This is a genomic window from Ensifer sp. CCNWLY38 (genome assembly GCF_037120565.1).
Lineage (GTDB): Bacteria > Pseudomonadota > Alphaproteobacteria > Rhizobiales > Rhizobiaceae > Ensifer > Ensifer adhaerens_H.
Genome location: NZ_JBBBBO010000001.1, coordinates 400,411 through 423,913, shown reverse-complemented (window position 1 = coordinate 423,913; position 23,503 = coordinate 400,411). Strand labels below are relative to the sequence as shown.

Sequence of the window (23,503 nt, the reverse complement as noted above, 5' to 3'; positions counted from 1 at the left end):
CCTGGCAATGTTTGAACAAGGCCGGAGTAATGCGTCCGGCCTTGTTCGTGTCTGACAAGCCGGTTCAGGCGTTGGTGCCGCCGTCGATGGTGAATTCGGCGCCGGTGACACTGCGGCCGTCGGGGCCTGCAAGCCAGGCGACAACGCCTGCCACATCGCTTGCCTCGTTGAAGCGGGGGATCGCCATCAGCCCGCGTTGCGGACCGGCAAGCTCGCCATCGGCGGGGTTCATGTCCGTATCCGTCGAGCCGGGATGGACGACGTTGACGGTAATCCCTCTCGGACCGAGGTCGCGCGCCACCGCCTTGGTAAAGCCGACAAGTGCGCTCTTGCTCAGCACATAGAGGCTCATGCCGGGCCAGGGAACGCGGGCGGCAAGGTTGCTGCCGATCGAGATGACGCGCCCGCCCTCGGGCATGTGCGCCGCTGCAGCGCGCGTTGCAAGGAACACGGCCTTCACATTGACGTCGATCGTCCTGTCGAAATCCTCGGCAGTCACCTCCGTCACCGTTCCGGCATCGAACACGCCGGCATTGTTGACGAGGATGTCGATGCGGCCGTGCTTCTCGGCAACCGCGCCGACAGCAGCCTCGACCGCGCCCGGATCGCGGTTGTCCGCCTGGATTGCCAGCGCCCTGCCGCCGCCCTTGGTGATCTCCGCCACCAGTGCCTCGGCCTTTGCCTTGGACTGGCTGTAGGTCACCGCGACGGTTGCGCCTTCATCGGCCAGGCGTTTTGCGATCGCCGCGCCGATGCCGCGGCTACCACCCGTCACCAGAGCCACCTTGTTTTTTAAGCTCGTCACTGGTCTCTCCATATCTGTAATGATCGATACATATATGGAGAGACGACTTGCCAGCCGCTGTCAAGCAATTTATGTATTGATCGATACAGAAAGGAATTGCTCCATGTCGAGCCGCGGCCGTCCACGCAATTTTTCCCGAGAGGAGGCGCTCGCCAGCGCCATGCACCTCTTCTGGGACAAGGGCTACGACAACACGTCGCTAACCGATCTGACCCAGGCGATGGGGCTGAAACCGCCGAGCCTCTACGCGGCCTTCGGCAGCAAGGCACAGCTGTTCATCGAGGCGGTCGATCTCTATGGCCGGACGGACGGCGCTGGCATCTGGGATGAGCTGGAAACGGCCCCATCGGCCAAGGCGGCGGTATATGACCTTCTGAGGCGCACCGCCGAGAACTTCACCCGCGGCGGCGAACCGCGCGGCTGCATGGTCGTGCTTTCGGCGCCGCAGATGGCGGGCGGGGACCCGCAGGTCTGTGACGCGTTGAAGGTGCACCGGCTTGAAAAGCAGGTCGCACTGGAGCGGCGGTTTGAGCGCGGCATTGCGGACGGCGATCTGCCTGACGGCACGCCGTGCGCGGCAATCGCGGCCTATGTCGCCTCGCTCCAGCATGGCATGTCGATCGAGGCTCGCGACGGGGCAACACGGGAAACCTTGATGGCGATCGCCGACTGCGCCGCCGCCGGCTGGGACGCCATGGTCGCGGCATCGATCAAAACGAACTGAGCGCTTGTCTTAAGCGCCAATGACCGGAGGGAGAGCCCTCCAGCCATGGCCGTCGGTCAGCCGTTACTGTGCCGGCTGCGTCATGCCGGGCGTGGTGCCCGGCGTCGAGTTCGGGGTCGAACCCTGCGTTTCGGGCGTCGGGGTGCCCTGCTGCGGCGTCGCTTCGGGCGCCGGCTGGGTCGCTGTTCCACCAGAGGGCGCCGTGCTGTTATCGGCCGGCGGAGGTGTAGCCTCACCCGTCGTGCCTGGTGTCGCGGTACCCGGTGCCGTCGTATCCGGCGTTGCCTGGCCCGTTGCCGGCTGATCGGTTGTCGGCGGCGGTGCTGCGGTATCGGCGGTATCCCGGCTCAGTTCAGCCGGCAGCCAGGCGATCAGAGCCAACACCAGACCGGCGAGCAAGATGATGACGATCGGCCAGTTGCTGCGACGGGCCGGAGGCACATCGCTCATCTGCGTCGGAGGCACATCGCTCATCTGCGTTTGCGTCGGCGGCATGGGCTGCCCGGTCACCGGATCGATCACCGGCTTTTCCTTGAACTCTTCGTGCTGGTTCATTGCGTTCATCCTTTTCTTGGCGTCCTCCTGGCCTCAGGCGACTGCCTCCTGAACCTGCCGGGCAGCCGTAGGCAGCGGATTTCGCGCCGTCGCGAAGCGACAAGGGCGCCCGGAGGGCGCGTGGCATAACCGTAAACGCGTGAAAATATGCAATGTTCCGGGCGCTACAACCCAAGGGACGTTTGCGCGTCGCCATCGGCTTTACAGCCGAGGTATCGACTGCAAGAAATAGAGCGCGCACGGAGGATGGGCGGCATGACCGATACAGCGTTTGGCAAGGGCACTTTTGTCGGTCGCGTCTGGCGTCCCGATCTCCGCGGGCCGTCGCTTGTCACGATCCGTGACGGCGCTCTGTTCGACACCACCTCGAAAGCGACGCCGACGATGCGCGACCTGCTTGAGCTCCCGGATCCGGTCGCGCATGTGCGCTCCGTCTCCGGCGAGCGGCTTGCCTCGCTTGAGGAGTGTCTCGCGCGGAAAGCGGATGCATCGACCCTCCATCTCATCGCGCCCTCGGACCTGCAGGCAGTGAAGGCCTGTGGCGTCACCTTCGCGCGCTCGATGATCGAGCGCGTCATCGAGGAGAGGGCGGCGGGCGATGCGTCCCGCGCCGAAGCAATCCGCAGCCGCGTCACCGCCGTCATCGGCGACAGCCTGCGCAACCTCAAACCCGGCTCGGCGGAAGCGGCCCGCGTCAAGGCCGCGCTTCAGGAGGAGGGCGTCTGGTCGCAATATCTGGAGGTGGGCATCGGCCCGGATGCCGAAGTCTTCACCAAGGCCCAGGTGCTTTCGGCGGTCGGCCCTGGCGCCGATGTCGGTCTGCACCCTGCCTCACGCTGGAACAATCCGGAGCCGGAGATCGTGCTCGCGGTCTGCTCCAGCGGCCAGGTCAAGGGCGCAACACTCGGCAACGACGTCAACCTGCGCGACATTGAGGGCCGCTCCGCGCTGCTTCTCGGCAAGGCCAAGGACAACAATGCCTCCTGCGCCATCGGCCCCTTCATTCGCCTTTTCGACGAAACTTACACGATCGACGATGTCCGAAAGGCCGAGCTTACCCTGTTTGTCGAAGGGGAGGACGGCTACCGGCTCACCGGCCGAAGCTCGATGGCGGAGATCAGCCGCGATCCGCTCGACCTCGTCGCCCAGACCATCGGTCCGCACCACCAGTATCCCGATGGCGTCATGCTGTTCATGGGCACGCTCTTTGCCCCTGTCGAAGACCGCGACGAACCCGGCCAGGGTTTTACCCACAAGCTTGGCGACGTGGTGACGATCTCCAACGCCGAACTCGGCCGGCTGACCAACACCGTCAGGCTCTCGACGGAATGCGCGCCCTGGAATTTCGGCGCGGCGGCGCTGATGCGCAACCTGGCGGGACGCGGCCTGCTTTAGCGCGACCGGCCGCTTCCTTTGCCCGACCTGTTCCGGTCTCGGGCAGCTACGTCATCTTCCGCATGACCCAGAGAGCCCGGCCGGGGTGGGCGATGTCGGGCACGACTTGAAGCCGCGCATCGTCCTTCAGCCGTTCCGCCTCCGCGGCGTCGAGAAACAGGATCTGCCGATCGGTTTCGTTCGCGTTCGGCGTAATCCACCAGCGCCGATCCTCGCAACAAAGACCGGCTTCCGGATTTTCCTGGATATACTCGATGGCATATTCGGCGTCCGTCTTTCTGCCAGCATCGAACATGGGCCGTCCTCCGCCTGTGATCGCTTGCAAGGGGGCGATTATGCGCCTGCTGCGGAGCTTTGGGCAGCCCGGAAGTGTTCTCCCGCCAATCGCCCCTGCAGCAAGGGCCGCACCAGTCCCCCGGCGCGTCAACGTCGGTCTTTCCATCCGCCCGGCAGGCGCATAGGCTCGCGAGCCTGAGTTGTCCTTGTGTCCTTGGAGTTCCCGTTCCATGCGTGATCTGCACTTGCCTGGCCGTTCCGTCGTCATGGGCCGGCATGGCGCCGCCGCCACGTCGCACGCCCTTGCCACGCTCGCCGCCATCGAGATCCTGCGTCGTGGCGGCAATGCCGCTGACGCCGCGATTGCCGCCTGCGCCGTGCAATGCGTGGTCGAGCCGGGCTCGACCGGCATCGGCGGTGACAATTTCGCTCTCTTCGCCCCCGCCGGCACCAATCTCGCCGACGGCGGTCGGGTTTATGGCCTCAACGGTTCGGGTCGTGCGCCCGAGGGGCTCACCGCCGAACACCTGCTGAAGCAGGGACTGAACGAGATCCCGCTCACCTCGGTGCATGCCGTCACCATCCCCGGCGCGGTCGATGCCTGGAGCAAGCTGAACCGGCGTTTCGGTTCCATGCCGCTCGGTGAGCTGCTGCAAGCCGCCATCCGTCATGCGGAAGAGGGATTTGCGGTCACCGAACGGGTCGCCGTCGATTGGAACCGCAACGAACACAAGCTGAAGGCGGACGCCAACAGTGCCCGCATGTGGCTGAAGGAAGGTCGAGCCCCTCGAGCTGGCGAAATCTTCCACCAGCCCGAGCACGCGAAAGTCCTGCGAGAGATCGCCGCCAAGGGCCGCGATGGTTTCTATTCAGGCTGGGTCGCCGAGGACATGGTGGACTACCTGCGCAGCCTCGGCGGCATGCACGCGCTCGACGATTTCGCCACGCAGGAGGCCTTCTGGGTCGATCCGATTTCCACGACCTATCGCGGCGTAGAACTTCTGGAAATCCCGCCAAGCGGCGTCGGCATCACCACCTTGCTGATGCTCAATATCCTGAGCGGCTTCGATCTGAAAAAATACGATCCGGTCGGCGTCGAGCGTTTCCATATCGAAGCCGAGGCCACGAGGCTGGCTTTCCAGGCGCGTGACAAGTATGTCGCCGATCCTGATTTTGCCGATGTGCCGGTGCAAAAGCTGCTTTCGCCTGCCTTTGCCGACGAACTGCGCGGTCGCATCGACCCGAAGAAGGCCATGCCGGTGGTTGGTCCAGCCGGTGCCACCACCTATCGCGACACCGTCTACATCAGCGTCGTCGACGAAAAGGGCAACGCCTGCTCCTTCATCAATTCGCTGTTCTGGCCTTACGGCACGGGCATCAGCAGCCCTAAGACCGGTGTTCTGCTTCAGAACCGCGGCGTAGGTTTTCGCATCGATCCCGCCCACCCCAATTGCGTGGGACCGCGCAAACGCCCGCTGCACACCATCATTCCGGCGATGGCGATGAAGGATGGCAGGCCGTGGCTCGCCTTCGGGGTGATGGGCGGCGGCTTCCAGCCGGTTGGGCAGAGCCACGTGCTGACCAACATCGTCGACTTCGGCATGAACGTGCAGGAAGCGATCGACTGCGCCCGCGGCTTCCACCAGATGGGCCGCTTCGAGGCAGAACGCGGCATCCGCGAGGACGTACTGAAAGGGCTCGCCGCACTCGGCCACGAGGTCACGATGGCCGAGATGCCGCACGGCGGCGGCCAGGCGATCCTGATCGATTCGGTCAACGGTGTGCTGCAGGCGGGCTCGGACCCGCGCAAGGACGGCTGCGCCCTGGCTTTCTAGGCTTGGCGGACTGCCATCGGGCAGATTACGAGCGAGACAAGGCGGGATGCCGCTGGGCCGCGGGCACTCGTTTCGCCGTAAATTTGGTTCTATTGCAGGAAGAGTTTGGCTGGAAAACCTGTATTATTACATGATTTCAATGGCTTAGAAAAATCGCCTTTGAATTCCCTCTGTTTTCCCATCGCGAGCGACCGTCGATGCCACCTTTGTGCCCTGGGATTGGGCCTCAGTCAACAGAGGGAGGAGCGGCAATAATTTCCGCTTCTGGACCGGAGCGCGCCTTTGCTGGCTGGTTAGCATCAGCAAGGATGGGTGGGCAGCGGAATTAGATGGCCAAAGGGTTGAATGGTCGCATTCCCAATCAGAAGCCGTCATTGCTTCGTGCTGGAGCGCGTTCACGGTGTCCCAGCAGGAGATGAGTTCAGGCTGGTGCCTGGAACCGGACTGCCCCGTCGCGGTCAGGCTCTCCTGAACAGAGCTGCACATCCGACGGAACTTGATGAGCGGTTATTCGACGATTGAGGACGCCGGTGCGGAATCGTTTCAGGCAACGGAGCGCTGCAACCGGATTGCGTGCTCGGGGCACGCTGACCTGACGGCCGCCATCGTCGACTTGCTTTTTCCGGCCGAGGAAGAGGCCAAGCTCCTCGCTATCACGCATAAAAATTTCCTTCTGGAAGGCTCTCGCTATCACCTGGTTCAGGAAATGTAAGAAGCGCAGACAGGCGCCAGCACGAGTAGCTTAGCTGCTGCCTCGGTAGTGTCGCGGGCGGCTTTGCCGGCAGTGCGGGCCATCACTCTGTTACTGGCAAGCAGGAGCGATCGGCGGCATGACGCTGCCGTCAGAGACAGATGTCGCACAAAGGATTTTCAGGGTCCGTGGCGGTCCATGAACTCATCGGATTGCCGCAGTGGATGCATCTTGTAACCGCCTGCTGCAGCCAAGCATTACACCATGCTTCTGTGGCTTCCTCTCGCAGTTTAATGGCATGGTCGCAGTGCTTCAGTTCGGCCGCACGCTCTTCTTCAGTAAAGCTGCTCAGCCACCATGCGCTGGGCATACAATCCCGCTCCAGTGGCGTGTACCTCATCCTATAGACGCTCATCGGTTCCCCCCGCGCACCACAACCTAGACATTTCAGCGTCTCATAATGCAAGCTACAGTCAAGGCTTATTTAGTTTTTACTAAACTGAGGCGTGTGCTATCGTCCGGCGGGAGGGGGATGACATGGGGAAGGTTGTCGACTTCGATCCGCAGAAGCGTCGCAAGTGGAAGACGGGGCGTAACGCGCCAGGTCAACGTAGGCCCCATGCGCAGCGGCGATCGCCGCACCGCAAGAACAGCAGTTGGATCCCCGGCATTGCCATGATCGCAGCGATTGGTCTCTTCGGTACTTCTGAGTACGTGCCGCTGATCCCTGGCTGCGACATAAAGGGCAACATCAGCTACAGCACTGGGGACCGGATCTACCATCTCCCAGGGCAGGAATATTACAGCGAGACGCGCGTCAATTACTTGGACGGGGGCGGTGGTTCTGTTCTGAGGAAGCGGCTCGGGAAGCCGGGTGGAGAAGAGCCTACAAGTAGCTTTCGCGAGAACATGCCAGGCAGCGTCATCATCTCGATCGCGGCGATCTCCAGGCGGTAGGGGCATGCCATCCATCCAGGCGCCGCTCATCACCACCAAGTAGAAATACGGCTCATCGTGTCGCCGACCCGTTTGATCTGACGATCCGGATAGAGGTCGTTGTAACGCCGACGAGCGGCCTCGAGATCATCTTCCATCACGAATAGATGATGAGCCCTAGGCAACAAAAAAGGCCGGGCTAACCCGATCTTTCGTTGTCGCACCATGCCGCTGCCAGTACATCCGTGGTCAACGGCACAGTGTGACCTGTGCATCCAATGCAGGCGCCGATTGAAATTTAATCAAACCGGAATTCGGCTATAGGCCCGGCTCCGAGATAATCGCGTTGGCGATGCAGCCGGTCACGGTGCTGTGATACATGCCAAAGTGTTGCAGTTGGAACTCGCCATCATATCGGCCTTCGAAAGCCCCGCTCTCTGCAAATAACCGCATACTCGAAGACGGGGAAACCGCCCGTGTTGGCGAGACCCTCAAGGTCTTCCAGGATGTGCCGACTCGGACTCATCTCGCGTTCCGCCAGCGAGTGGACCCAGACAATTGCGTTGGTCTGCAACGTTTCCGAGATCGTGAGCGCGGTGTCCGAATACGATATCATTTCCGGGTTGGGGCCGATGACAACCATTCGCATATGCCTCAAACCGAAGATACCTCAGCCCGATCCGTTGCCGACCTACTTCGATCGTATCGCCGTCCGAACCAGACGAGCGCGCCCGTGGGAAAATCAAGGAATTAAGGGGACTTCGAGAGAATTGGCTGGGGAACCTGGATTCGAACCAGGACTAACGGAGTCAGAGTCCGCTGGTCTACCGTTAACCTATTCCCCAAGGTCGCTGGCGGGCGCTGCCCGTCGCGTCGGTGTGGCGGGCTTATAAACAAAAGCGCGACCAATGCAAATACCTTTTGGCAAAAAAATGCGAACTCGATGTGGCGGCGGGATTTTTGCACCGATTTGCCGGTACCGACGGTACGTCGTGGTGCCGCCCATTTGCGGCCGGGCGGCGGCGCTGGACACGATTGCGAGGGGGTGTAGATCGCCATCGCCGTCCGCAGTGTTGACCGTATCCGGCCTTACCCCTTGGCAGCACAGTCAAAAACAGTTTGGCGAACGGGGCTTGCGCTGGTACAGTCGCGCCAACGAAAAATCGAGAGAGCGCCTTGAGCGGCCCTTAGGGCTTGCGCGGCGCCATGGTTGAGACAAGTGAAAGACCCCGATCACGGCGAAAAGCCGTCCGAATCCGGGGCGTCGGCAGCAGGCCGCAGTGATGGATCGAAGCTCGGTCCGCGCAACGGCAAGGGCAAGCGGAAACGACGCAAGTCGTCTCCTTCGCCGTCTGCAATTGCCAGCCAGCCCGGCACTGCCGGCATGGCAGGGCGTCCCGCAGGAGAGAACGAGGCGGAACCGGCGCGCAAGCGCAAACGGCGTCGTCGTTCGAAATCCGCAAAACAACAGGCCGCAGTCGCGTCCGCGCCGCAGGGCGGCAGCGCACAACTCGTTGAGTCGTCGCTCGGCGAGCGCAAGGGCCACAAGCGCAGCAAGAAGGCGCGGCATCGCCGTGGGCTCCAGGGTCGTCCACTCACAAGCGGCGAGCGCCAGCCAGCCCAGCAAAGAGCTGCCGATGGCGGCAATGCGCGATCGGGGCCCTCCGCTTCCAACGGGCAGACGGCGTCACAGCAGCGGCCCGGCCAGCGCGCCGATCAACCGCGCGCGCCCTATGTTGCCGCCAGCGAACCGCCGGCGCCGCTCTATGCCGCGCTCGACCTCGGCACCAACAATTGCCGCCTTTTGATTGCGCAGCCGACTCGCCCCGGCCAGTTCCGGGTGGTCGATGCCTTTTCGCGCATCGTTCGCCTGGGCGAGGGGCTCGGTGCCAGCGGCCGGTTGTCGGACGAGGCGATGGAGCGCGCGGTCGAAGCGTTGAAGGTCTGCGCCTCGAAGCTCGGCGCCCGCACGATTCGCCGCAGCCGCCTGATCGCGACGGAGGCCGCGCGCGCCGCCGAAAACGGCGAAAGCTTCCTTGAGCGTGTGGCGCGGGAGACCGGCCTTGATCTCGAGATCATCAACCGCGAGACCGAAGCACGGCTTGCCGTCTCCGGCTGCTCGTCGCTCGTCGATCGCGAGACCCGTTCGGTCGTGCTCTTCGATATCGGCGGCGGCTCGTCCGAGATCGCCGTCATCCGCATCGGCGATTCCAGGTCGAACCGGCTTGCCAATCACATCACCCACTGGACCTCGCTGCCGGTTGGCGTCGTCACGCTCTCGGAGCGCCATGGCGGGCAGCACGTGACGCCGGCAAGCTTCGAGGCGATGGTGCAGGAGGTTGAGGGCATGCTCGCTCGCTTCGACAGCCCACCGGTCGAGGCGCTGGCAAACGGCGCCTCCGGCAGCGGCTTCCACCTGATCGGCACATCCGGCACGGTCACGACACTTGCCGGCGTGCATCTCGACCTGCCGCGCTACGATCGCCGCCGCGTCGATGGCCTGTGGCTCACCGATGACGAAGTCTCGGCCATGCAGGCGCGCCTGCTCTCCTGGGATTTCAATGCGCGCGCCGCCAATCCCTGTATCGGTCCGGATCGTGCCGACCTCGTGCTGGCCGGCTGTGCGATCCTCGAGGCGATCCGCCGCCGCTGGCCGTCGACGCGCATGCGTGTCGCCGATCGCGGCCTGCGCGAAGGGCTGCTCACCGATATGATGGCGGATGATGGAGCCTGGCGCCGCTCGCGGCCGCGCCGTCACCAGCGCGGCGCCAACGCCGGCAGCCAGGAAGGAAACAAGGCATGACGAAACCCCCTGTTGGCGGCAACCGCAGCGGCCGCAAGCTTGGCCAGAAGGTCAAGAAGGGCAAGCTCAAGGCATCCTCCCGCCGCTGGCTGGAGCGCCACATCAACGATCCCTATGTGCAGCGCGCCCAGCTCGAGGGCTATCGCGCCCGTGCGGCGTTCAAGCTTTTGGAGATCGACGAGAAGCACAAGATCCTGACCGGCGCCCGCCGCATCATCGACCTCGGTGCCGCCCCCGGAAGCTGGACGCAGATCGCCGCCAAGGTCACCAATTCGACCGACGCCGATCCGCGCGTCGCGGCGATCGATTTCCTCGAAGTGGACCCGATCCCGGGCGTGCGTATCCTGCAGATGGATTTCCTCGATCCCGAAGCGCCGGGGAAGCTCATGGAAGCCATCGGCGGTACGCCGGATCTCGTGATTTCGGACATGGCGGCACCGACGACCGGACACCGCCAGACCGACCACCTGCGCACCATGCATCTCTGCGAAGTCGCGGCCTATTTCGCCGTCGACGTGCTTGCCGAAGGTGGGCATTTCCTGGCGAAGACCTTCCAGGGCGGCACGGAGCGCGAACTGCTCAATATGCTCAAGCAGAATTTCCGCCAGGTCATCCATGTGAAGCCGGCATCGTCGCGGTCCGAATCGGTCGAAATGTTCCTGCTCGCCAAGGGCTTCAAGGGGCGCCAGAAGGCCGGAAACGAAACGGAAACCGAAGACGAGGCGGCGGAATAGCATGCTGCTCTACGTGACCGTCGGTACAAACGATCTCGAACGCGCCGGCGCGTTCTATGACGCGGTGCTGCCGGCGCTCGGCTATCACCGCCAACGGCAGGACGAGACCGAGATCGGTTACGGTGCTGCGGGCGACCGCATCCGCTTCTGGGTAGTGACGCCCTTCAATCGCGCGCCCGCCACCTATGGCAACGGCGTGAGCATCGCGCTTGACGCCAAGACGCGCTCAGCCGTCGATGCCTTCCACGCGGCAGCCCTTGCCAATGGCGGTATCGATGAGGGCGCACCGGGGCTTCGCCCGTTCCACGCGAACTTCTACGGCACGTGGGTTCGCGATCTCGACGGCAACAAGATCGCCGCCGTGTGCGAGCGCCCGGAATAGTTCGCGCTATTGGCGCCGTTCTTTCGGACGGAAAGTCGCCGCGCGTTTCCCTGAAATATCCTTACTTCCCCGCAGCCGACTCGACTTCGCGCACCGGCAGCCGGTGCCCGGAAACCGAGGCACCGGCGTTCTTTGCCATGGTCAGGAACGGGATCGCTGCGATCAGGTTGGCGCCGGCGAAGATCATGAAGGCGGTGTGGAAATCGTCGAGCTGCAGCGGGCCGCCGCTGAGCTTGGTCTCGATCTCCAGGATCGCGCCGGCAACGGCAACGCCGAGCGCCAGGCTGATCTGCTGCAGCACCGCGCTCATCGAGGTCGCCTTGCTGGCGTCCGCATCGTCGATATCGGCGAAGGAAAGCGCGTTGACGCTGGTAAAGAAGAAGGAACGGGCGAAGCCTGCAATCAGCAGGATGGTGATCATCACCAGATAGGGCGTCGCCGGCGTGAAGAAGCCATTGGCGAAGGTGGTGATCGCGGCGAGGATTGCTGCGAGGATCAGTGTCGTACGGAAGCCGGCGAAGGCGAGCACGCGCCGCGCGTAGAACTTGGTGGTGATGGCTCCGACCGCGCCGATGAAGGTGATGAGGCCGGACTGGAACGGGTTGAGCCCGAAGCCCACCTGCAGCATCAAGGGCATCAGGAAGGGTACCGCGCCGACCGAGATGCGAAAGATCGTGCCGCCGATCGAGGCGGCGCGAAACGCGCTGTCTTTAAAGAGATTGAGATCGAGAACCGGTGCCGGATGGCGGCGGGCATGGCGGATATAGAGCAGGGTCGCGACCGCGCCGACGACGACCGAAGCGATGCCGACGATCGGCGGTAGCGCCGGTAAGCTGATCACCGACAGGCCGAAGACGATGCCGGAGGCGGCGATGCCGCCGAGCAGGAAACCGAGAGCGTCGACCGGTGGCGGATCGCGCGGCTCCATGGCCGGCAGATAGATGCCCGAAAGGATGTAGCCGGCGATGCCGACAGGCACGTTGATCAGGAAGATCCAGTGCCAGGAGAAATAGGTGGTGATGAAGCCGCCGAGCGGCGGTCCGGCGAGCGGCCCGACAAGCGCCGGGATCGTCAAAAGCGCCATGGCCGAGACGAGTTCGCTGCGCGGCGTGCCACGCACCAGCACGAGGCGGGCGACCGGCGTCATCATCGCTCCGCCCATGCCCTGCAGGAAGCGTGAGAAGACGAAGGCGACGAGGCTGTTGGAGATGGCGCAGAAAATGGAACCGGCGATGAAGACGAGGATCGCCGCGCGGAAAATCTTCTTGGCGCCGAAGCGGTCCGCCATCCAGCCGCTCAAGGGAATGAAGATCGCCAGCGACACCATATAGGCGGTCAGCGCCAGCTTGAGCGTGATCGGCCCGACGCCGATGTCGCGGGCGATTGCCGGCAGCGACGTGGAGATTACGGTCGAATCCATCTGCTCCATGAAAAGAGCGACGGCAAGGATCATCGGGACGATACGGTTCATGGAATGTGCTTCGAAGACGGCCAGCGATAGTGTGAAGCTAATGCTGGTGATGGCTTTTGTCGGGGCGAAACCGGTGATTGCGGATCAAAAGCCTGTGATCCCGGCTGGCCTTTGCTGTCAAGACGCTAGTTCTGGCCGAGTTGCCTTTCCCGGCAACGGATCCAACAGGGCAAGAGGGATTGGACCATGAGTGAAATGTCGATGAAGCGCCGGACCTTGATGGGGGCGGGCACGTTTGGGGTGCTGGCGGCGCCGTCGCTGCTGACGGGCGTTGCGGTGGCTGAGGAAAAGGTGGAAAAAACGCACATGAAAAGCGCTCCTCCGATCCGATCTCTCAAGCTCGGCGCTTTCAAGCTCGTCGTCGTCAATGACGGCACACGCGTCACCGAGAAACCGCATGAGATCTATGGCACCAACCAGTCGCAGCAGGCGGTGGCGGAACTGCTGCAACAGAACTTTCTGCCGACCGAAGCGTTGGTCAACAGTTTCTCGCCGGTTCTCGTCGATACCGGAACGGATGTCGTGCTCTTCGACACCGGCATGGGCGAGGGCGGTCGCGAAGCCGGCCTGGGGCGTCTCGTCGAAGGTATCCGCGCCGCCGGCTATGCGCCGGAGCAGGTCTCGGTCGTGGTGGTCACCCATATGCATGGCGATCACATCGGCGGTCTCATGGAGGCCGGCAAGCCGGCTTTCGCCAATGCGCGCTACGTGATGGGCGAAACGGAATATGCCTTCTGGAAGGATCCGGCACGCGCCGGCACGCCGGCGGAAAACGGCCACAAGGCGGTGCTGGAGAAAGTGGTTCCGCTGGCGGAAAAGACGACCTTCATCGCCGACGGCGCCGAGGTCGTGCCGGGTATCTCGGCGATTGCCGCCTTCGGCCACTCCCCGGGGCACATGGTGTTCCGCCTCGATTCCGACGGCAAGGGCATGATGCTGACGGCCGATACCGCCAACCACTATGTGCTGTCGCTGCAGCGCCCCGATTGGGAAGTGCGCTTCGACATGGACAAGGCGAAGGCGGCCGAGACCCGCCGCAGGATTTTCGACATGATCGCCAGCGAGCGGCTGCCCTTCATCGGCTACCACATGCCGTTTCCGGCTGTCGGCTTCATCGAGAAGCAGGGCGAAGGCTACCGCTTCGTTCCCGCCAGCTATCAGCTCGATATCTGATCGACTGGCCGGTCGGCAGCCGAGAATTGCTGCCCTGCAACAAATATCGGCCGGAGGCGGGACATTTCCCGACTCTGGCTATTTTCATCCTGACATATCCGTGTTACGAGCCCTCGCCAACTTCCAAGACACGCTTTGAAGTCGCCCGGTGGACAAATCGCAGCCCGTCCCCGGGGGTTTTCGTTTATTGAAGGGAATTGGCCATGGCGCGCATCATCGAAACGGCAACTGGTCTGGAGGCTTTGACCTTCGACGACGTTCTGCTCCTGCCCGGACATTCCGAAGTCATGCCGGGTCAGACCAATATCGCAACCACCATTGCCCAGGACATCGACCTCAACCTGCCGATCCTGTCGTCGGCGATGGACACGGTGACCGAAGGGCGCCTCGCGATCGCCATGGCGCAGGCCGGCGGCATCGGCGTCATCCACCGCAACCTGACGCCGGCCGAGCAGGCCGAAGAGGTCCGCCAGGTCAAGAAGTTCGAAAGCGGCATGGTCGTCAATCCGGTGACCATCGGTCCCGACGCCAAGCTTGCCGATGCACTGGGCCTGATGAAGCAGCACGGCATCTCCGGCATCCCGGTTGTTGAAAATGGCGGCGCCGGCGGCCAGAAGCAGGGCCGTCTCGTCGGCATCCTCACCAACCGTGACGTCCGCTTCGCTTCCGATCCGAACCAGAAGATCCATGAGCTGATGACCCATGAGAACCTGGTCACGGTCAAGGAAAGCGTCGACCAGCAGGAAGCCAAGCGCCTGCTGCACGCGCACCGCATCGAAAAGCTTTTGGTCGTCGACGCCGACGGCCGCTGCGTTGGCCTCATCACCGTCAAGGACATCGAGAAGGCCCAGCTCAACCCCAACGCCTCCAAGGATGCGCAGGGCCGCCTTCGCGCCGCCGCCGCCATCTCGGTCGGCGATGACGGCTTTGAGCGCGCCGAACGGCTGATCGACGCCGGCGTCGACCTGATCGTCGTCGACACGGCCCACGGCCATTCGCAGCGCGTGCTCGATGCCGTCGCGCGCGTCAAGAAGCTCTCGAACTCGGTTCGCATCATGGCCGGCAACGTCGCCACCGCCGCCGGCACCAAGGCGCTGATCGATGCCGGTGCGGATGCGGTCAAGGTCGGTATCGGCCCGGGCTCGATCTGCACCACGCGCATCGTCGCCGGCGTCGGCGTTCCGCAGCTGGCCGCGATCATGAGCGCCGTCGAGGCTGCCCAGGCCGCCGGCATTCCTGTTATCGCCGACGGCGGCATCAAGTTCTCCGGCGACCTTGCCAAGGCGATCGCCGCCGGAGCTTCGGCCGTCATGATCGGCTCGCTGCTTGCCGGTACCGATGAAAGCCCGGGCGAAGTGTTCCTCTACCAGGGCCGTTCCTTCAAGGCCTATCGCGGCATGGGTTCCGTTGGCGCCATGGCCCGCGGTTCGGCAGACCGTTACTTCCAGGCGGAAGTGCGCGACACGCTGAAGCTGGTTCCCGAGGGCATCGAAGGCCAGGTTCCCTACAAGGGTCCGGTTGCGGGCGTGCTGCACCAGCTCGCCGGCGGCCTCAAGGCGTCCATGGGCTATGTCGGCGGCCCGACCATCAAGGAATACCAGGAGCGCGCCCAGTTCGTGCGCATCTCGGGCGCCGGCCTTCGCGAAAGCCACGCCCACGACGTGACGATCACCCGCGAGAGCCCGAACTATCCGGGCGCGCACTGATTTCGATTGCATCCGAAGGGCGCCGCGTCATTTCGCGGCGCCCTTCGCCTTTTCAGATTAAGTATTTTTCAGAATAAGCTTTCTTCAGGGAGCAGCGCATGACGGGTTTCGAGATCTTCTGGCCGATCGTGGTGCATGTCCTTCTCGTCTTCTGCCTCTACGCTCTCCTATCCTTCCGCCGGGTGAGGCTGGTGCGCGCCGGCAAGGTGCATGCGGCCCAGTTTCGGGAGAACCGTGACGAGCCGGGCGAAAGCCTGGTGGTGAAGAACAGCATCGCCAACCAGTTCGAGCTGCCCGTTCTCTTCTACGTCTCCTGCGTGCTGCTTTATATCACCGAGGCCGACAACATCGTCTCCCTCGCCCTTGCCTGGCTTTTCGTCGTCTTGCGCTACGTGCACGCCTTCGTACATGTCACGAACAACCGCATCCGCTATCGTCGCCCGCTGTTCATGGGGGGCGTCGCGACGCTTTTTGCCATGTGGGTGTGGCTTGCCGTCTGGATGGCGATGAGCTGATCCCGGTTCGCGCCCCAAGCGAAGTGGCGCAAATCTGAGACAGTCTGCGCGAACGATCCACGCGCTTTGATGCGTATCAAGTACCCGATGCCGCCTTTGCAGGTAGTCTTTCCGACGTTGGACGACAACGCATCGGAGGAGGACGAGATGACCGCAACGATGAAAGCCGCCGTGGTACGCGAATTCGGCAAGCCGCTGGTAATCGAGGATGTGGCGATACCGGAGCCGGGCCCCGGCCAGGTGCTGATCAAATACGAAGCGACCGGCGTCTGCCATACGGACCTGCATGCCGCCAACGGCGATTGGCCGGTCAAGCCGAAGCCGCCCTTCATCCCAGGACACGAGGGCGTCGGTTATGTCGCCAAGCTCGGCAGCGGCGTCACACACCTGAAGGAAGGCGACCGTGTCGGCGTGCCGTGGCTGCACACGGCCTGCGGCGGCTGCACGCCCTGCCGCACCGGCTGGGAGACCCTTTGCGGCAGCCAGCAGAACACCGGCTATTCCGTCAACGGCACCTTTGCCCAGTACGGTCTTGCCGATCCGGATTTTGTCGGGCGTCTGCCGGCAAAGCTTGAATTCGGACCGGCCGCACCGATCCTCTGCGCCGGCGTCACCGTCTATAAGGGCCTGAAGGAGACCGAGGTGCGTCCCGGCGAATGGGCGCTGATTTCCGGCATCGGCGGGCTCGGCCACATGGCGGTGCAATATGCCAAGGCAATGGGCATGCATGTCGCCGCCGTCGATATCTTCCCGGACAAGTTGGCGCTTGCGCGAAAACTCGGTGCCGACCTCGTCGTCGATGCGCGTGACAAGGACGCGGTCGAGCAGGTTCAGAAGGCGACCGGCGGCGTGCATGGCGCACTGGTGACGGCGGTGGCACCCAAGGCGATGGAGCAGGCGTTCAACATGCTGCGCTCGAAGGGGACCATGGCGCTCGTCGGCCTACCGCCCGGCCAGATGTGCCTGCCGATCTTCGATACGGTGCTGAAGCGCATCACCATCCGCGGCTCGATCGTCGGCACGCGCCAGGATCTCGAGGAGTCGCTGGAGTTTGCCGGCGAAGGCAAGGTCGCCTCGCACTTCACCTGGGACAAGATTGAGAACATCAATGCGATCTTCAAGCGTATGGAGGAAGGCAAGATCGACGGCCGGATCGTGCTCGATCTCAACGGCTGATCGGCCAAAACGAAACACGCAGAAGTAACGCAAGTTTGTATGTTCGCGACCGCCCGCCGACTTATTCTGTCGCGGGCGGTTCTGTCTGCCGCCGCGGGACAACGAACCGAAGGAGGCTGACATGCAGGAACCGACAATCACACAGGCGATGATCGACGCCTATGACGAATACACGCATCTGACCCTCGATCGCCGTCGCTTCATGGAAAAGCTCACCGGACTGGCCGGTTCCGCGGCCGCGGCCGCGGCGATCGCGCCGCTGCTTGCCGCCAACGGCGCCAAGGCGGAAATCGTTGCGTCGACCGATACCCGTATCACCGGCGAGGATATCTCCTACCCTGGGGCAGGCGGCGACATGAAAGGTTACCTCGTTCGCCCGGCCGACGTCAGCGGAAAACTGCCGGCGGTGATCGTCATTCACGAGAACCGCGGGCTCAATCCGCATATCCGCGACGTTGCGCGCCGCATGGCGCTCGAAGGCTTCCTGGCGCTTGCGCCGGACTTCCTGTCGCCGTCGGGTGGAACGCCTACGGACGAGGACAAGGCACGTGAGATGATCGGCGCGCTGGATGCGGCAGCAACGACGGCGAATGCAGTTGCGACCGTGGCCTTCCTGGAAGGGCACCAGCAATCGACAGGGAAGGTTGGTGCCATTGGCTTCTGCTGGGGAGGCGGTCTTGTCAACCGGCTCGCGGTCGGCTCGCCCGATCTCAAGGCCGGCGTCGCCTATTACGGCGCGCAGCCCAAGGCGGAGGATGTGCCGAAGATCAAAGCCGCCCTGCTGCTGCACTATGCCGGGCTCGACGAACGCATCAATGCCGGCATCGACGCGTACCAGAAGGCGCTCAAAGACGACGGCAAGGACGCGACGTTCTATGTCTATGACGGCGTCAACCATGCCTTCAACAACGACACCTCGGCCGCGCGCTACGACAAGGCTGCCGCCGATCTCGCCTGGGGCCGGACGGTGGAATTCCTGAAGGCCAAGCTCGCCTGAGCCCGACTTAACTCAGGCGGCAGCCGCCCGGATAATATCGTCGGCGCAGTCGCTGATTGCCGTTGCGAGCGCTTCCATGTCGCGCTCGCGCGGGCTGCTGCGCCGCCAGACGAGGCCGATCTCGCGGGCCGGCTCGGGTGCGGCGAAGGGCACGATGCGGATCGAATTGCGTGCGGCCTCGGTCGCGATGGCGATTTCAGGGATCAGCGTCATGCCCATGCCATTGGCAACCATCTGCAGGAGCGTCGTCATCGAGGTCGCGCCGAACGAGACGAGGCGGCGTTTGCCCGCGGTGCTGCAGACGGCGAGTGCCTGGTCGCGCAGGCAATGGCCTTCTTCGAGTAGGAGCAGCTGTTCGACATCCACCTGATCTTCGGTCAGCGGCGACATCAGGATGTTTCGCTCGTCGTCCGCCATCGCCATGTAGAAGCGGTCGGAAAAGAGCGGCTTCGTCGAAAGCCCGTCGGTTTCGATCGGCAGGGCGGCAACGACGGCGTCCAGAAGACCTTCGCCGAGATCGGCGACCAGCCTTGATGTCACCGATTCCTTCAACTCGATCTCGATCGCCGGATAGACGCGGCGTAAGTGCGGCACCAGCCGTGGCACGAGATAGGGCGCAAGTGTCGGAATGACGCCGATGCGGATCCGCCCTTCGAGCGTGCCGGAGCTAGCGCGTGCGCTCTGTTCCAGCATGTCCACCTCGGCGAGGACGGTGCGGGTGCGGGCCAATATCTCTTCGCCCTTGCGGGTGAGGAAAACGCCGCCGCGGCTGCGCTCCACCAGTTTCACCCCCAGGTGGTTTTCCATTTCCATGATCTGCGCGGAAAGCGCCGGCTGGCTGACATGGACCAGTTCGGCGGCCTTGCCGAAGTGGCGAGCGGAGGCAAGAGCCTCGAAATAGCGCATCTGTCGGAGTGTAAGCATGATAAGAAAATCCTATCGATTTTTAATTTTTATGCAATTGGAGATTATCGAAGCCCTGTGGGAAAACCGTCTGGCCAAGGCGTCCGGGCTTTGAGCGCCGCCGAAGTGGCGGCTGGCAGCCTTCTCAGGCTGCTGTCGGGAAGGCGGTTCGGCCTGTCCGATCTCCCGGGCGCGAACCCTTTGACAGGAGGACGCGATGTCAGATCGACCCATATTGACGACGAGTGCCGGAGCGCCGGTGCCCGACAACCAGAATTCGCTGACGGCCGGTCCGCGCGGCGGCGTCATGATGCAGGACTACCAGCTTATCGAGAAGCTGTCGCATCAAAACCGCGAGCGCATTCCCGAGCGCGCCGTGCACGCCAAGGGCTGGGGCGCCTTTGGCACGCTGAAGATATCAGGCGATATCTCCAAATACACCAAGGCCAAGGTTCTGCAGCCGGGCACTGAGACCCCGATGCTGGCGCGCTTCTCCACCGTTGCGGGTGAACTGGGCGCCGCCGATGCCGAACGCGACGTGCGCGGTTTTGCGCTGAAGTTCTATACGCCTGAAGGCAATTGGGACCTCGTCGGCAACAACACCCCGATCTTCTTCGTCCGCGATGCCTACAAGTTCCCGGACTTCATCCACACCCAGAAGCGCCACCCGAAGACCAACCTGCGCTCGGCCACCGCCATGTGGGATTTCTGGTCTCTGTCACCGGAAAGCCTGCACCAGGTCACGATCCTGATGTCGGACCGCGGATGTCCGGTATCGGCGCTGCACATGAACGGCTACGGTTCGCACACCTTCTCCTTCTGGAACGACGCCGGCGAGCGCTATTGGGTGAAGTTCCACTTCAAGACCCAGCACGGCCACAAGTTCTACACCAATGCGGAAGCCGAAAAGGTGATCGGCCGGACGCGCGAAAGCTATCAGGAAGCGCTCTACGGAGCGATCGAGGAGGGCAACTATCCGCGCTGGACGCTGCAGGTGCAGATCATGCCCGAGCTCGATGCGGAAAAGACCCCCTACAATCCTTTCGACGTCACCAAGGTCTGGCCGCATGCGGACTATCCGCCGATCGAGGTCGGCGTGCTGGAGCTCAACCGCAACCCGGAGAACTATTTCGCCGAGGTCGAGAACGCCGCCTTCTCGCCGTCGAACATCGTGCCCGGCATCGGCTTCTCGCCGGACAAGATGCTGCAGGCGCGGCTCTTCTCCTATGCCGATGCCCACCGCTATCGGCTCGGCACACACTACGAGCACATCCCCGTCAACCGGCCGAAATGCCCGGTGCATCACTATCACCGTGATGGCCAGATGAACACGTTCGGCGGCATCCAGACCGGCAACCCGGATGCCTACTACGAGCCGAACTCGTTCAACGGCCCGGTCGAGCAGCCTTCCGCGATGGAGCCGCCGTTGCGCATCAGCGGCGACATGGCCCGCTACGACCACCGCGAAGGCAACGATGACTACAGCCAGCCGCGGGCGCTCTTCAACCTGTTCGATGCCGGTCAGAAGGCGCGCCTGTTTGCAAACATCGCCGCCGCGATGGGTGGCGTGCCGGGCCTGATCGTCGAGCGTCAGCTTGCGCATTTCAAGCTTGTCCACCCGGACTATGAAGCCGGCGTACGTGCGGCCCTTCGCGTGGCGCACGGCTATGAGGCGGAGGCGGTCAGCACCGCTGCCGAATAGGCGGGGCGGGCGCTCGATCAGCCCTGAAATGAAAAAGGCCACGTACCTGTCGGTGCGTGGCCTTTTTTGGTTTCTACCGGCTCTTACCAGCCCGGCAGCATGTGGCTCTGCCGCAGGCGCGGATAGCGCGGGAAGCCCTTGATATCGGCTTCGAGGTCGTCGTTGGCGCTGATCGGCGTGATGTTGTCGAGGCAGGCGGTGATGTGGTTGCTGATCGCGTTGGAGAGCGAGGGCGAGAGGCCGGGACGCTTCATGATGCCGATCTGCACCGGTGCCAGCGCCGGGAAGCCGTCGGCGAGCGTCAGCACCTTCATGCCGGGGCGAAGAGCCGACTCCGGCAGGACCGATACCGCCATCCCTGCAAGCACGGCCGCGGCGACGACCGTCGACGACCAGCTTGTGAACAGGATCTGGTATTCGCGGCCGGTCGCATCGAGCGCTGCGCAGGCGGCTTGCCGCCAGAGGCAGTCCCGCCGGCCGACCGCAAGCGGGATCGGCGCGTTTTCCGGCAGCGGATGATTGATCGAGCTCACCCAGCAGAGAGGCTCGGTCCGCACGACATCCGAGGCGCGTGCACGCGGATTGTGCGTGACGAGCGCGATGTCGAGGTCGCCCTTCGCCATCTTCTCGGCGAGATCCACTGAAGGTTCGCAGATGATATAGAGCTCGACATTCGGATGCGTTTTGGCAAACCGCATGATGATCTCGGGCATGTAGCGGTCGGCGTAATCGTCGGGCGTGCCGATGCGGAGCGTTCCTTCAAGGCGGTTGTCGTCGAAGGAAGCGATCGCTTCATTGTTGAGGCGGATCATCCGGCGGGCGAAATTGAGCAGCCGGTCGCCCTCGACCGTCAGCCGGTTGCCGCGGCCATCCTTCATGAACAGCGCCTTGCCGATGCGCTCTTCCAGGCGGCGCATCTGCATCGACACGGCGGATTGAGTCTTGAAGACCCGGTCGGCCGCCTTGGTGAAACTGCCCGTGTCGGCGATTGCGACAAAGGTCTGGAGCTGGTCGATATCGAGCGGTGCGGACATGGCCGTGATGCATCCATAAAATTGTTTGATGAATATCATTAAAAACATTCGTTGGACTGATCAATAAGGATTTGCGATCAATTAGGGGCAAATTCATCGATCCCGGGCCGGCAATTTCGCCGGCGATTCCCAAAGTCTTTGGCCCGCCCCTGCGTTTGACCTCCCCGCAGGGGATGGGCCTCTTCGTGCCTGAAAGGAGAATTGTCATGCGCACGACACAGCACGTCCTCGATCTCGACCTCGTAGCAGGAAAGCAGCCCCATGCCTCCCGCGCCGTCGGCGTGACAGGCATGCTCACGTCCGCATGGCACCAGCTCCGAAACCGATATGCGATCGGCCGTCTGAATGACATGGATGACCGCCAGCTCCTCGATATGGGGCTGAAGCGAGAAGACGTGCGCGAGGCGATCACCTCGCCCTTCTTCGACAATCCGGCGAGTTACCTGACGCGCGCCTCGCGAAACCGGGCGAGCCTCTTCTACAAGGGGACCCGCCACGACTGACCGTTGACGAGTTGGAGCGGGATGAAAGCGGGAAACCGCATCCTCGGCCCGCTTCACGGCGCATCCCGCCGCTTAGGGTGTGCCAGTCGAGCATGATCCGCGAAAGCCAGCCGCCGCCGCGGATCATGCTGCGAACTTCAGAGTTTCGGCGCTGCTGATCTTAAGAGGTCGCGCCCAAACGTTCCCCGCAGGGTAGAGCCAATAGACCCTGCCGCTTGGCCCGGTGCATGACCAAGACATGTACCGGGCCTTTTTCTTTTGAGATTTGCTCAGGCAAGCGCGCACCCTCTCAGGCGCAGAAGGTTGCGGCGTCCAACGGGGGCATGGATAGGGAAGGGGCGTTTCAGCTCTTTGCGCCGGGTCCGGTCTTGTAGATGTCGAACAGGGCGTCGACGTTCTTCTGGTATTCTTTCTGCATTTCCAGCCCGGTGTCGAACATGCTGTTCATCACCTGGGAGAACTGGGCAAGGGCCGGATTGTCCGGTGCCGGCTTCTGCGCGCCGGTGGCGCCCGCCTGCATCATGTCCTGAAATGCCTTGACGAAGGGGTTGTCGGCAAAGACGTCCGATGTCTTGGCCTTCTCTTCCTTCTTGGCCATGCCGAAGAAGCCCTGCATCGCCTGCGTGAAGGGGTTGTCGAAGGGGTTCGGCTGCGGCTCCGGCTTCTTGGCAAAGCCGGCCGCTTCCATCCATTGGCGCATCGCCGTGGCCATCGGGTTGTTGGCGAAGGCGTCGCTTGCGGCGGCGAATTGCCCGGTCGTCTGCTTGAACAGCCCGCCCATCAGCGTATCTGCCATGACCGGCAGCATCTGCTTGTAGATCTCCTGGCTGATGCCGGTGACCTGCGCGGCCTGCGCGGCGATCGCGCGCGACATTTCCTTCGATCCGAACAGCTGTCCGAGAACACCGTTGCCGTCGACCATGCCCTGTGGCGTGAAGGCCTGGCTCATGTCTTCGAAGTATTTGGCGTAGTTGCCGCTGCCGAGCGCCGTGAGCAACGCGCCGAAATCATATGGATTGGCCGTGTTGCGCTTGAAGGCGGCCGAGAAGGCGGGCAGCAACGCTGCCGTCGCCTTCGTCATCTGCTCCTGCGCGAGGCCGAATTGTTGAGCCATCAGTTCGATGGCCTTACCGTTCTGCGCCTGTGCGAACATGTCAAAAAGCGGTGCCATCCCAGTTCCCCTTCGG

The 23,503-nt window shown here is 63.2% G+C and carries 22 protein-coding genes and 1 tRNA gene; 15 read left to right on the top strand and 8 right to left on the bottom strand.

All coding sequences use genetic code 11. From position 1 onward, the window contains the following. Window positions 1–64: 64 nt before the first annotated feature. Window positions 65–817: a 3-oxoacyl-ACP reductase family protein gene (locus tag V7S54_RS02135; protein WP_065372749.1), complete on the bottom strand. Its 753-nt coding sequence runs from the start codon at window positions 815–817 to the stop codon at window positions 65–67. Window positions 818–908: 91 nt separating this feature from the next. Between V7S54_RS02135 and V7S54_RS02130 the strand changes: the two genes are divergently transcribed. After that, window positions 909–1,529, top strand: coding sequence for a TetR/AcrR family transcriptional regulator (locus V7S54_RS02130; protein WP_065372748.1), 621 nt, complete (start codon window positions 909–911; stop codon window positions 1,527–1,529). A 63-nt stretch (window positions 1,530–1,592) separates the two neighbouring features. On the opposite strand, the gene V7S54_RS02125 is transcribed toward V7S54_RS02130, so the two are convergent. Then, a complete protein-coding gene (locus V7S54_RS02125) occupies window positions 1,593–2,084 on the bottom strand; it encodes a hypothetical protein (protein ID WP_083203476.1) in 492 nt (163 codons plus the stop codon). Between the two features lie 255 nt (window positions 2,085–2,339). On the opposite strand from V7S54_RS02125, the gene V7S54_RS02120 reads away from it, so the two are divergent. After that, complete coding sequence (locus V7S54_RS02120) at window positions 2,340–3,479, top strand: fumarylacetoacetate hydrolase family protein (RefSeq protein WP_065372746.1); 1,140 nt, start codon at window positions 2,340–2,342, stop codon at window positions 3,477–3,479. 46 nt (window positions 3,480–3,525) lie between these two features. Here the strand turns inward: V7S54_RS02120 and V7S54_RS02115 are convergent, their stop codons facing one another. After that, window positions 3,526–3,774, bottom strand: a complete 249-nt coding sequence (locus tag V7S54_RS02115) for a hypothetical protein (protein ID WP_057250937.1) — start codon at window positions 3,772–3,774, stop codon at window positions 3,526–3,528. Between the two features lie 211 nt (window positions 3,775–3,985). Here V7S54_RS02115 and ggt point away from each other — a divergent pair, with 211 nt between their 5' ends. The 3 genes from ggt to V7S54_RS02100 all read left to right on the top strand — a co-directional run bounded on the left by ggt (window position 3,986) and on the right by V7S54_RS02100 (window position 7,238). Beyond that, a complete protein-coding gene (gene ggt, locus V7S54_RS02110; protein ID WP_065372745.1) occupies window positions 3,986–5,590 on the top strand; it encodes a gamma-glutamyltransferase in 1,605 nt (534 codons plus the stop codon). Between the two features lie 499 nt (window positions 5,591–6,089). Further along, complete coding sequence (locus V7S54_RS02105) at window positions 6,090–6,302, top strand: hypothetical protein (protein WP_065372743.1); 213 nt, start codon at window positions 6,090–6,092, stop codon at window positions 6,300–6,302. Window positions 6,303–6,818: 516 nt separating this feature from the next. Beyond that, window positions 6,819–7,238 (top strand): hypothetical protein, encoded by a 420-nt coding sequence (locus V7S54_RS02100; protein WP_176707516.1) that lies wholly within the window; start codon window positions 6,819–6,821, stop codon window positions 7,236–7,238. A 750-nt stretch (window positions 7,239–7,988) separates the two neighbouring features. Here V7S54_RS02100 and V7S54_RS02095 read toward each other — a convergent pair. Further along, window positions 7,989–8,062: transfer RNA gene (locus V7S54_RS02095), tRNA-Gln, on the bottom strand. A 374-nt stretch (window positions 8,063–8,436) separates the two neighbouring features. Here V7S54_RS02095 and V7S54_RS02090 point away from each other — a divergent pair. Genes V7S54_RS02090 through V7S54_RS02080 form a run of 3 tightly spaced genes read left to right on the top strand, consistent with a single transcriptional unit; the run spans window position 8,437 to window position 11,136 of the window. Then, window positions 8,437–10,020, top strand: a complete 1,584-nt coding sequence (locus tag V7S54_RS02090) for a Ppx/GppA phosphatase family protein (protein WP_065372741.1) — start codon at window positions 8,437–8,439, stop codon at window positions 10,018–10,020. Continuing rightward, window positions 10,017–10,754, top strand: coding sequence for an RlmE family RNA methyltransferase (locus V7S54_RS02085; RefSeq protein ID WP_058325426.1), 738 nt, complete (start codon window positions 10,017–10,019; stop codon window positions 10,752–10,754). Before V7S54_RS02090 ends, V7S54_RS02085 begins: the two co-directional genes overlap by 4 nt. Window position 10,755: 1 nt before the next feature. Next, window positions 10,756–11,136, top strand: a complete 381-nt coding sequence (locus V7S54_RS02080; protein ID WP_065372740.1) for a VOC family protein — start codon at window positions 10,756–10,758, stop codon at window positions 11,134–11,136. Window positions 11,137–11,197: 61 nt separating this feature from the next. Here the strand turns inward: V7S54_RS02080 and V7S54_RS02075 are convergent, their stop codons facing one another. Further along, entirely contained in the window at window positions 11,198–12,607 is a 1,410-nt protein-coding gene (locus V7S54_RS02075) for a DHA2 family efflux MFS transporter permease subunit (protein WP_336408034.1), read from the bottom strand. A gap of 186 nt (window positions 12,608–12,793) precedes the next feature. Between V7S54_RS02075 and V7S54_RS02070 the strand changes: the two genes are divergently transcribed. The 5 genes from V7S54_RS02070 (at window position 12,794) to V7S54_RS02050 (ending at window position 18,174) form a co-directional block, all read left to right on the top strand. Further along, window positions 12,794–13,780, top strand: a complete 987-nt coding sequence (locus V7S54_RS02070) for an MBL fold metallo-hydrolase (RefSeq protein WP_141679274.1) — start codon at window positions 12,794–12,796, stop codon at window positions 13,778–13,780. Between the two features lie 203 nt (window positions 13,781–13,983). Continuing rightward, the gene (gene guaB / locus V7S54_RS02065) at window positions 13,984–15,486 is read left to right on the top strand and encodes an IMP dehydrogenase (protein WP_057250925.1); all 1,503 of its coding nucleotides are present in this window, start codon (window positions 13,984–13,986) and stop codon (window positions 15,484–15,486) included. 98 nt (window positions 15,487–15,584) lie between these two features. Further along, entirely contained in the window at window positions 15,585–16,001 is a 417-nt protein-coding gene (locus V7S54_RS02060; RefSeq protein ID WP_065372737.1) for an MAPEG family protein, read from the top strand. 147 nt (window positions 16,002–16,148) lie between these two features. Continuing rightward, complete coding sequence (gene adhP, locus V7S54_RS02055; protein ID WP_065372837.1) at window positions 16,149–17,177, top strand: alcohol dehydrogenase AdhP; 1,029 nt, start codon at window positions 16,149–16,151, stop codon at window positions 17,175–17,177. A 121-nt stretch (window positions 17,178–17,298) separates the two neighbouring features. Further along, the gene (locus V7S54_RS02050; protein WP_065372736.1) at window positions 17,299–18,174 is read left to right on the top strand and encodes a dienelactone hydrolase family protein; all 876 of its coding nucleotides are present in this window, start codon (window positions 17,299–17,301) and stop codon (window positions 18,172–18,174) included. Window positions 18,175–18,186: 12 nt separating this feature from the next. Here V7S54_RS02050 and V7S54_RS02045 read toward each other — a convergent pair whose 3' ends face one another. Then, complete coding sequence (locus V7S54_RS02045) at window positions 18,187–19,098, bottom strand: hydrogen peroxide-inducible genes activator (protein ID WP_065372735.1); 912 nt, start codon at window positions 19,096–19,098, stop codon at window positions 18,187–18,189. Window positions 19,099–19,294: 196 nt separating this feature from the next. Between V7S54_RS02045 and katA the strand changes: the two genes are divergently transcribed. Next, entirely contained in the window at window positions 19,295–20,779 is a 1,485-nt protein-coding gene (gene katA, locus V7S54_RS02040) for a catalase KatA (protein ID WP_065372734.1), read from the top strand. 83 nt (window positions 20,780–20,862) lie between these two features. Here katA and V7S54_RS02035 read toward each other — a convergent pair whose 3' ends face one another. Then, window positions 20,863–21,813, bottom strand: a complete 951-nt coding sequence (locus V7S54_RS02035; protein WP_034800917.1) for a LysR substrate-binding domain-containing protein — start codon at window positions 21,811–21,813, stop codon at window positions 20,863–20,865. Window positions 21,814–22,019: 206 nt separating this feature from the next. On the opposite strand from V7S54_RS02035, the gene V7S54_RS02030 reads away from it, so the two are divergent. After that, window positions 22,020–22,316 carry a DUF1127 domain-containing protein gene (locus V7S54_RS02030; RefSeq protein WP_336408033.1) on the top strand — a complete coding sequence of 99 codons (297 nt, stop codon included), beginning with the start codon at window positions 22,020–22,022 and terminating at the stop codon, window positions 22,314–22,316. A gap of 343 nt (window positions 22,317–22,659) precedes the next feature. Here V7S54_RS02030 and V7S54_RS02025 read toward each other — a convergent pair whose 3' ends face one another. Continuing rightward, window positions 22,660–23,487 carry a DUF937 domain-containing protein gene (locus tag V7S54_RS02025; RefSeq protein ID WP_065372732.1) on the bottom strand — a complete coding sequence of 276 codons (828 nt, stop codon included), beginning with the start codon at window positions 23,485–23,487 and terminating at the stop codon, window positions 22,660–22,662. Between the last annotated feature and the right edge of the window lie 16 nt (window positions 23,488–23,503).

Bases quoted from the DNA above. Each gene is read 5' to 3' on its own strand.
- V7S54_RS02135 (WP_065372749.1), bottom strand. From the start codon at position 817: ATGGAGAGACCAGTGACGAGCTTAAAAAACAAGGTGGCTCTGGTGACG.
- V7S54_RS02130 (WP_065372748.1), top strand. From the start codon at position 909: ATGTCGAGCCGCGGCCGTCCACGCAATTTTTCCCGAGAGGAGGCGCTC.
- V7S54_RS02125 (WP_083203476.1), bottom strand. From the start codon at position 2,084: ATGAACCAGCACGAAGAGTTCAAGGAAAAGCCGGTGATCGATCCGGTG.
- V7S54_RS02120 (WP_065372746.1), top strand. From the start codon at position 2,340: ATGACCGATACAGCGTTTGGCAAGGGCACTTTTGTCGGTCGCGTCTGG.
- V7S54_RS02115 (WP_057250937.1), bottom strand. From the start codon at position 3,774: ATGTTCGATGCTGGCAGAAAGACGGACGCCGAATATGCCATCGAGTAT.
- ggt (WP_065372745.1), top strand. From the start codon at position 3,986: ATGCGTGATCTGCACTTGCCTGGCCGTTCCGTCGTCATGGGCCGGCAT.
- V7S54_RS02105 (WP_065372743.1), top strand. From the start codon at position 6,090: ATGAGCGGTTATTCGACGATTGAGGACGCCGGTGCGGAATCGTTTCAG.
- V7S54_RS02100 (WP_176707516.1), top strand. From the start codon at position 6,819: ATGGGGAAGGTTGTCGACTTCGATCCGCAGAAGCGTCGCAAGTGGAAG.
- V7S54_RS02085 (WP_058325426.1), top strand. From the start codon at position 10,017: ATGACGAAACCCCCTGTTGGCGGCAACCGCAGCGGCCGCAAGCTTGGC.
- V7S54_RS02080 (WP_065372740.1), top strand. From the start codon at position 10,756: ATGCTGCTCTACGTGACCGTCGGTACAAACGATCTCGAACGCGCCGGC.
- V7S54_RS02075 (WP_336408034.1), bottom strand. From the start codon at position 12,607: ATGAACCGTATCGTCCCGATGATCCTTGCCGTCGCTCTTTTCATGGAG.
- V7S54_RS02070 (WP_141679274.1), top strand. From the start codon at position 12,794: ATGAGTGAAATGTCGATGAAGCGCCGGACCTTGATGGGGGCGGGCACG.
- guaB (WP_057250925.1), top strand. From the start codon at position 13,984: ATGGCGCGCATCATCGAAACGGCAACTGGTCTGGAGGCTTTGACCTTC.
- V7S54_RS02060 (WP_065372737.1), top strand. From the start codon at position 15,585: ATGACGGGTTTCGAGATCTTCTGGCCGATCGTGGTGCATGTCCTTCTC.
- adhP (WP_065372837.1), top strand. From the start codon at position 16,149: ATGACCGCAACGATGAAAGCCGCCGTGGTACGCGAATTCGGCAAGCCG.
- V7S54_RS02050 (WP_065372736.1), top strand. From the start codon at position 17,299: ATGCAGGAACCGACAATCACACAGGCGATGATCGACGCCTATGACGAA.
- V7S54_RS02045 (WP_065372735.1), bottom strand. From the start codon at position 19,098: ATGCTTACACTCCGACAGATGCGCTATTTCGAGGCTCTTGCCTCCGCT.
- katA (WP_065372734.1), top strand. From the start codon at position 19,295: ATGTCAGATCGACCCATATTGACGACGAGTGCCGGAGCGCCGGTGCCC.
- V7S54_RS02035 (WP_034800917.1), bottom strand. From the start codon at position 21,813: ATGTCCGCACCGCTCGATATCGACCAGCTCCAGACCTTTGTCGCAATC.
- V7S54_RS02030 (WP_336408033.1), top strand. From the start codon at position 22,020: ATGCGCACGACACAGCACGTCCTCGATCTCGACCTCGTAGCAGGAAAG.
- V7S54_RS02025 (WP_065372732.1), bottom strand. From the start codon at position 23,487: ATGGCACCGCTTTTTGACATGTTCGCACAGGCGCAGAACGGTAAGGCC.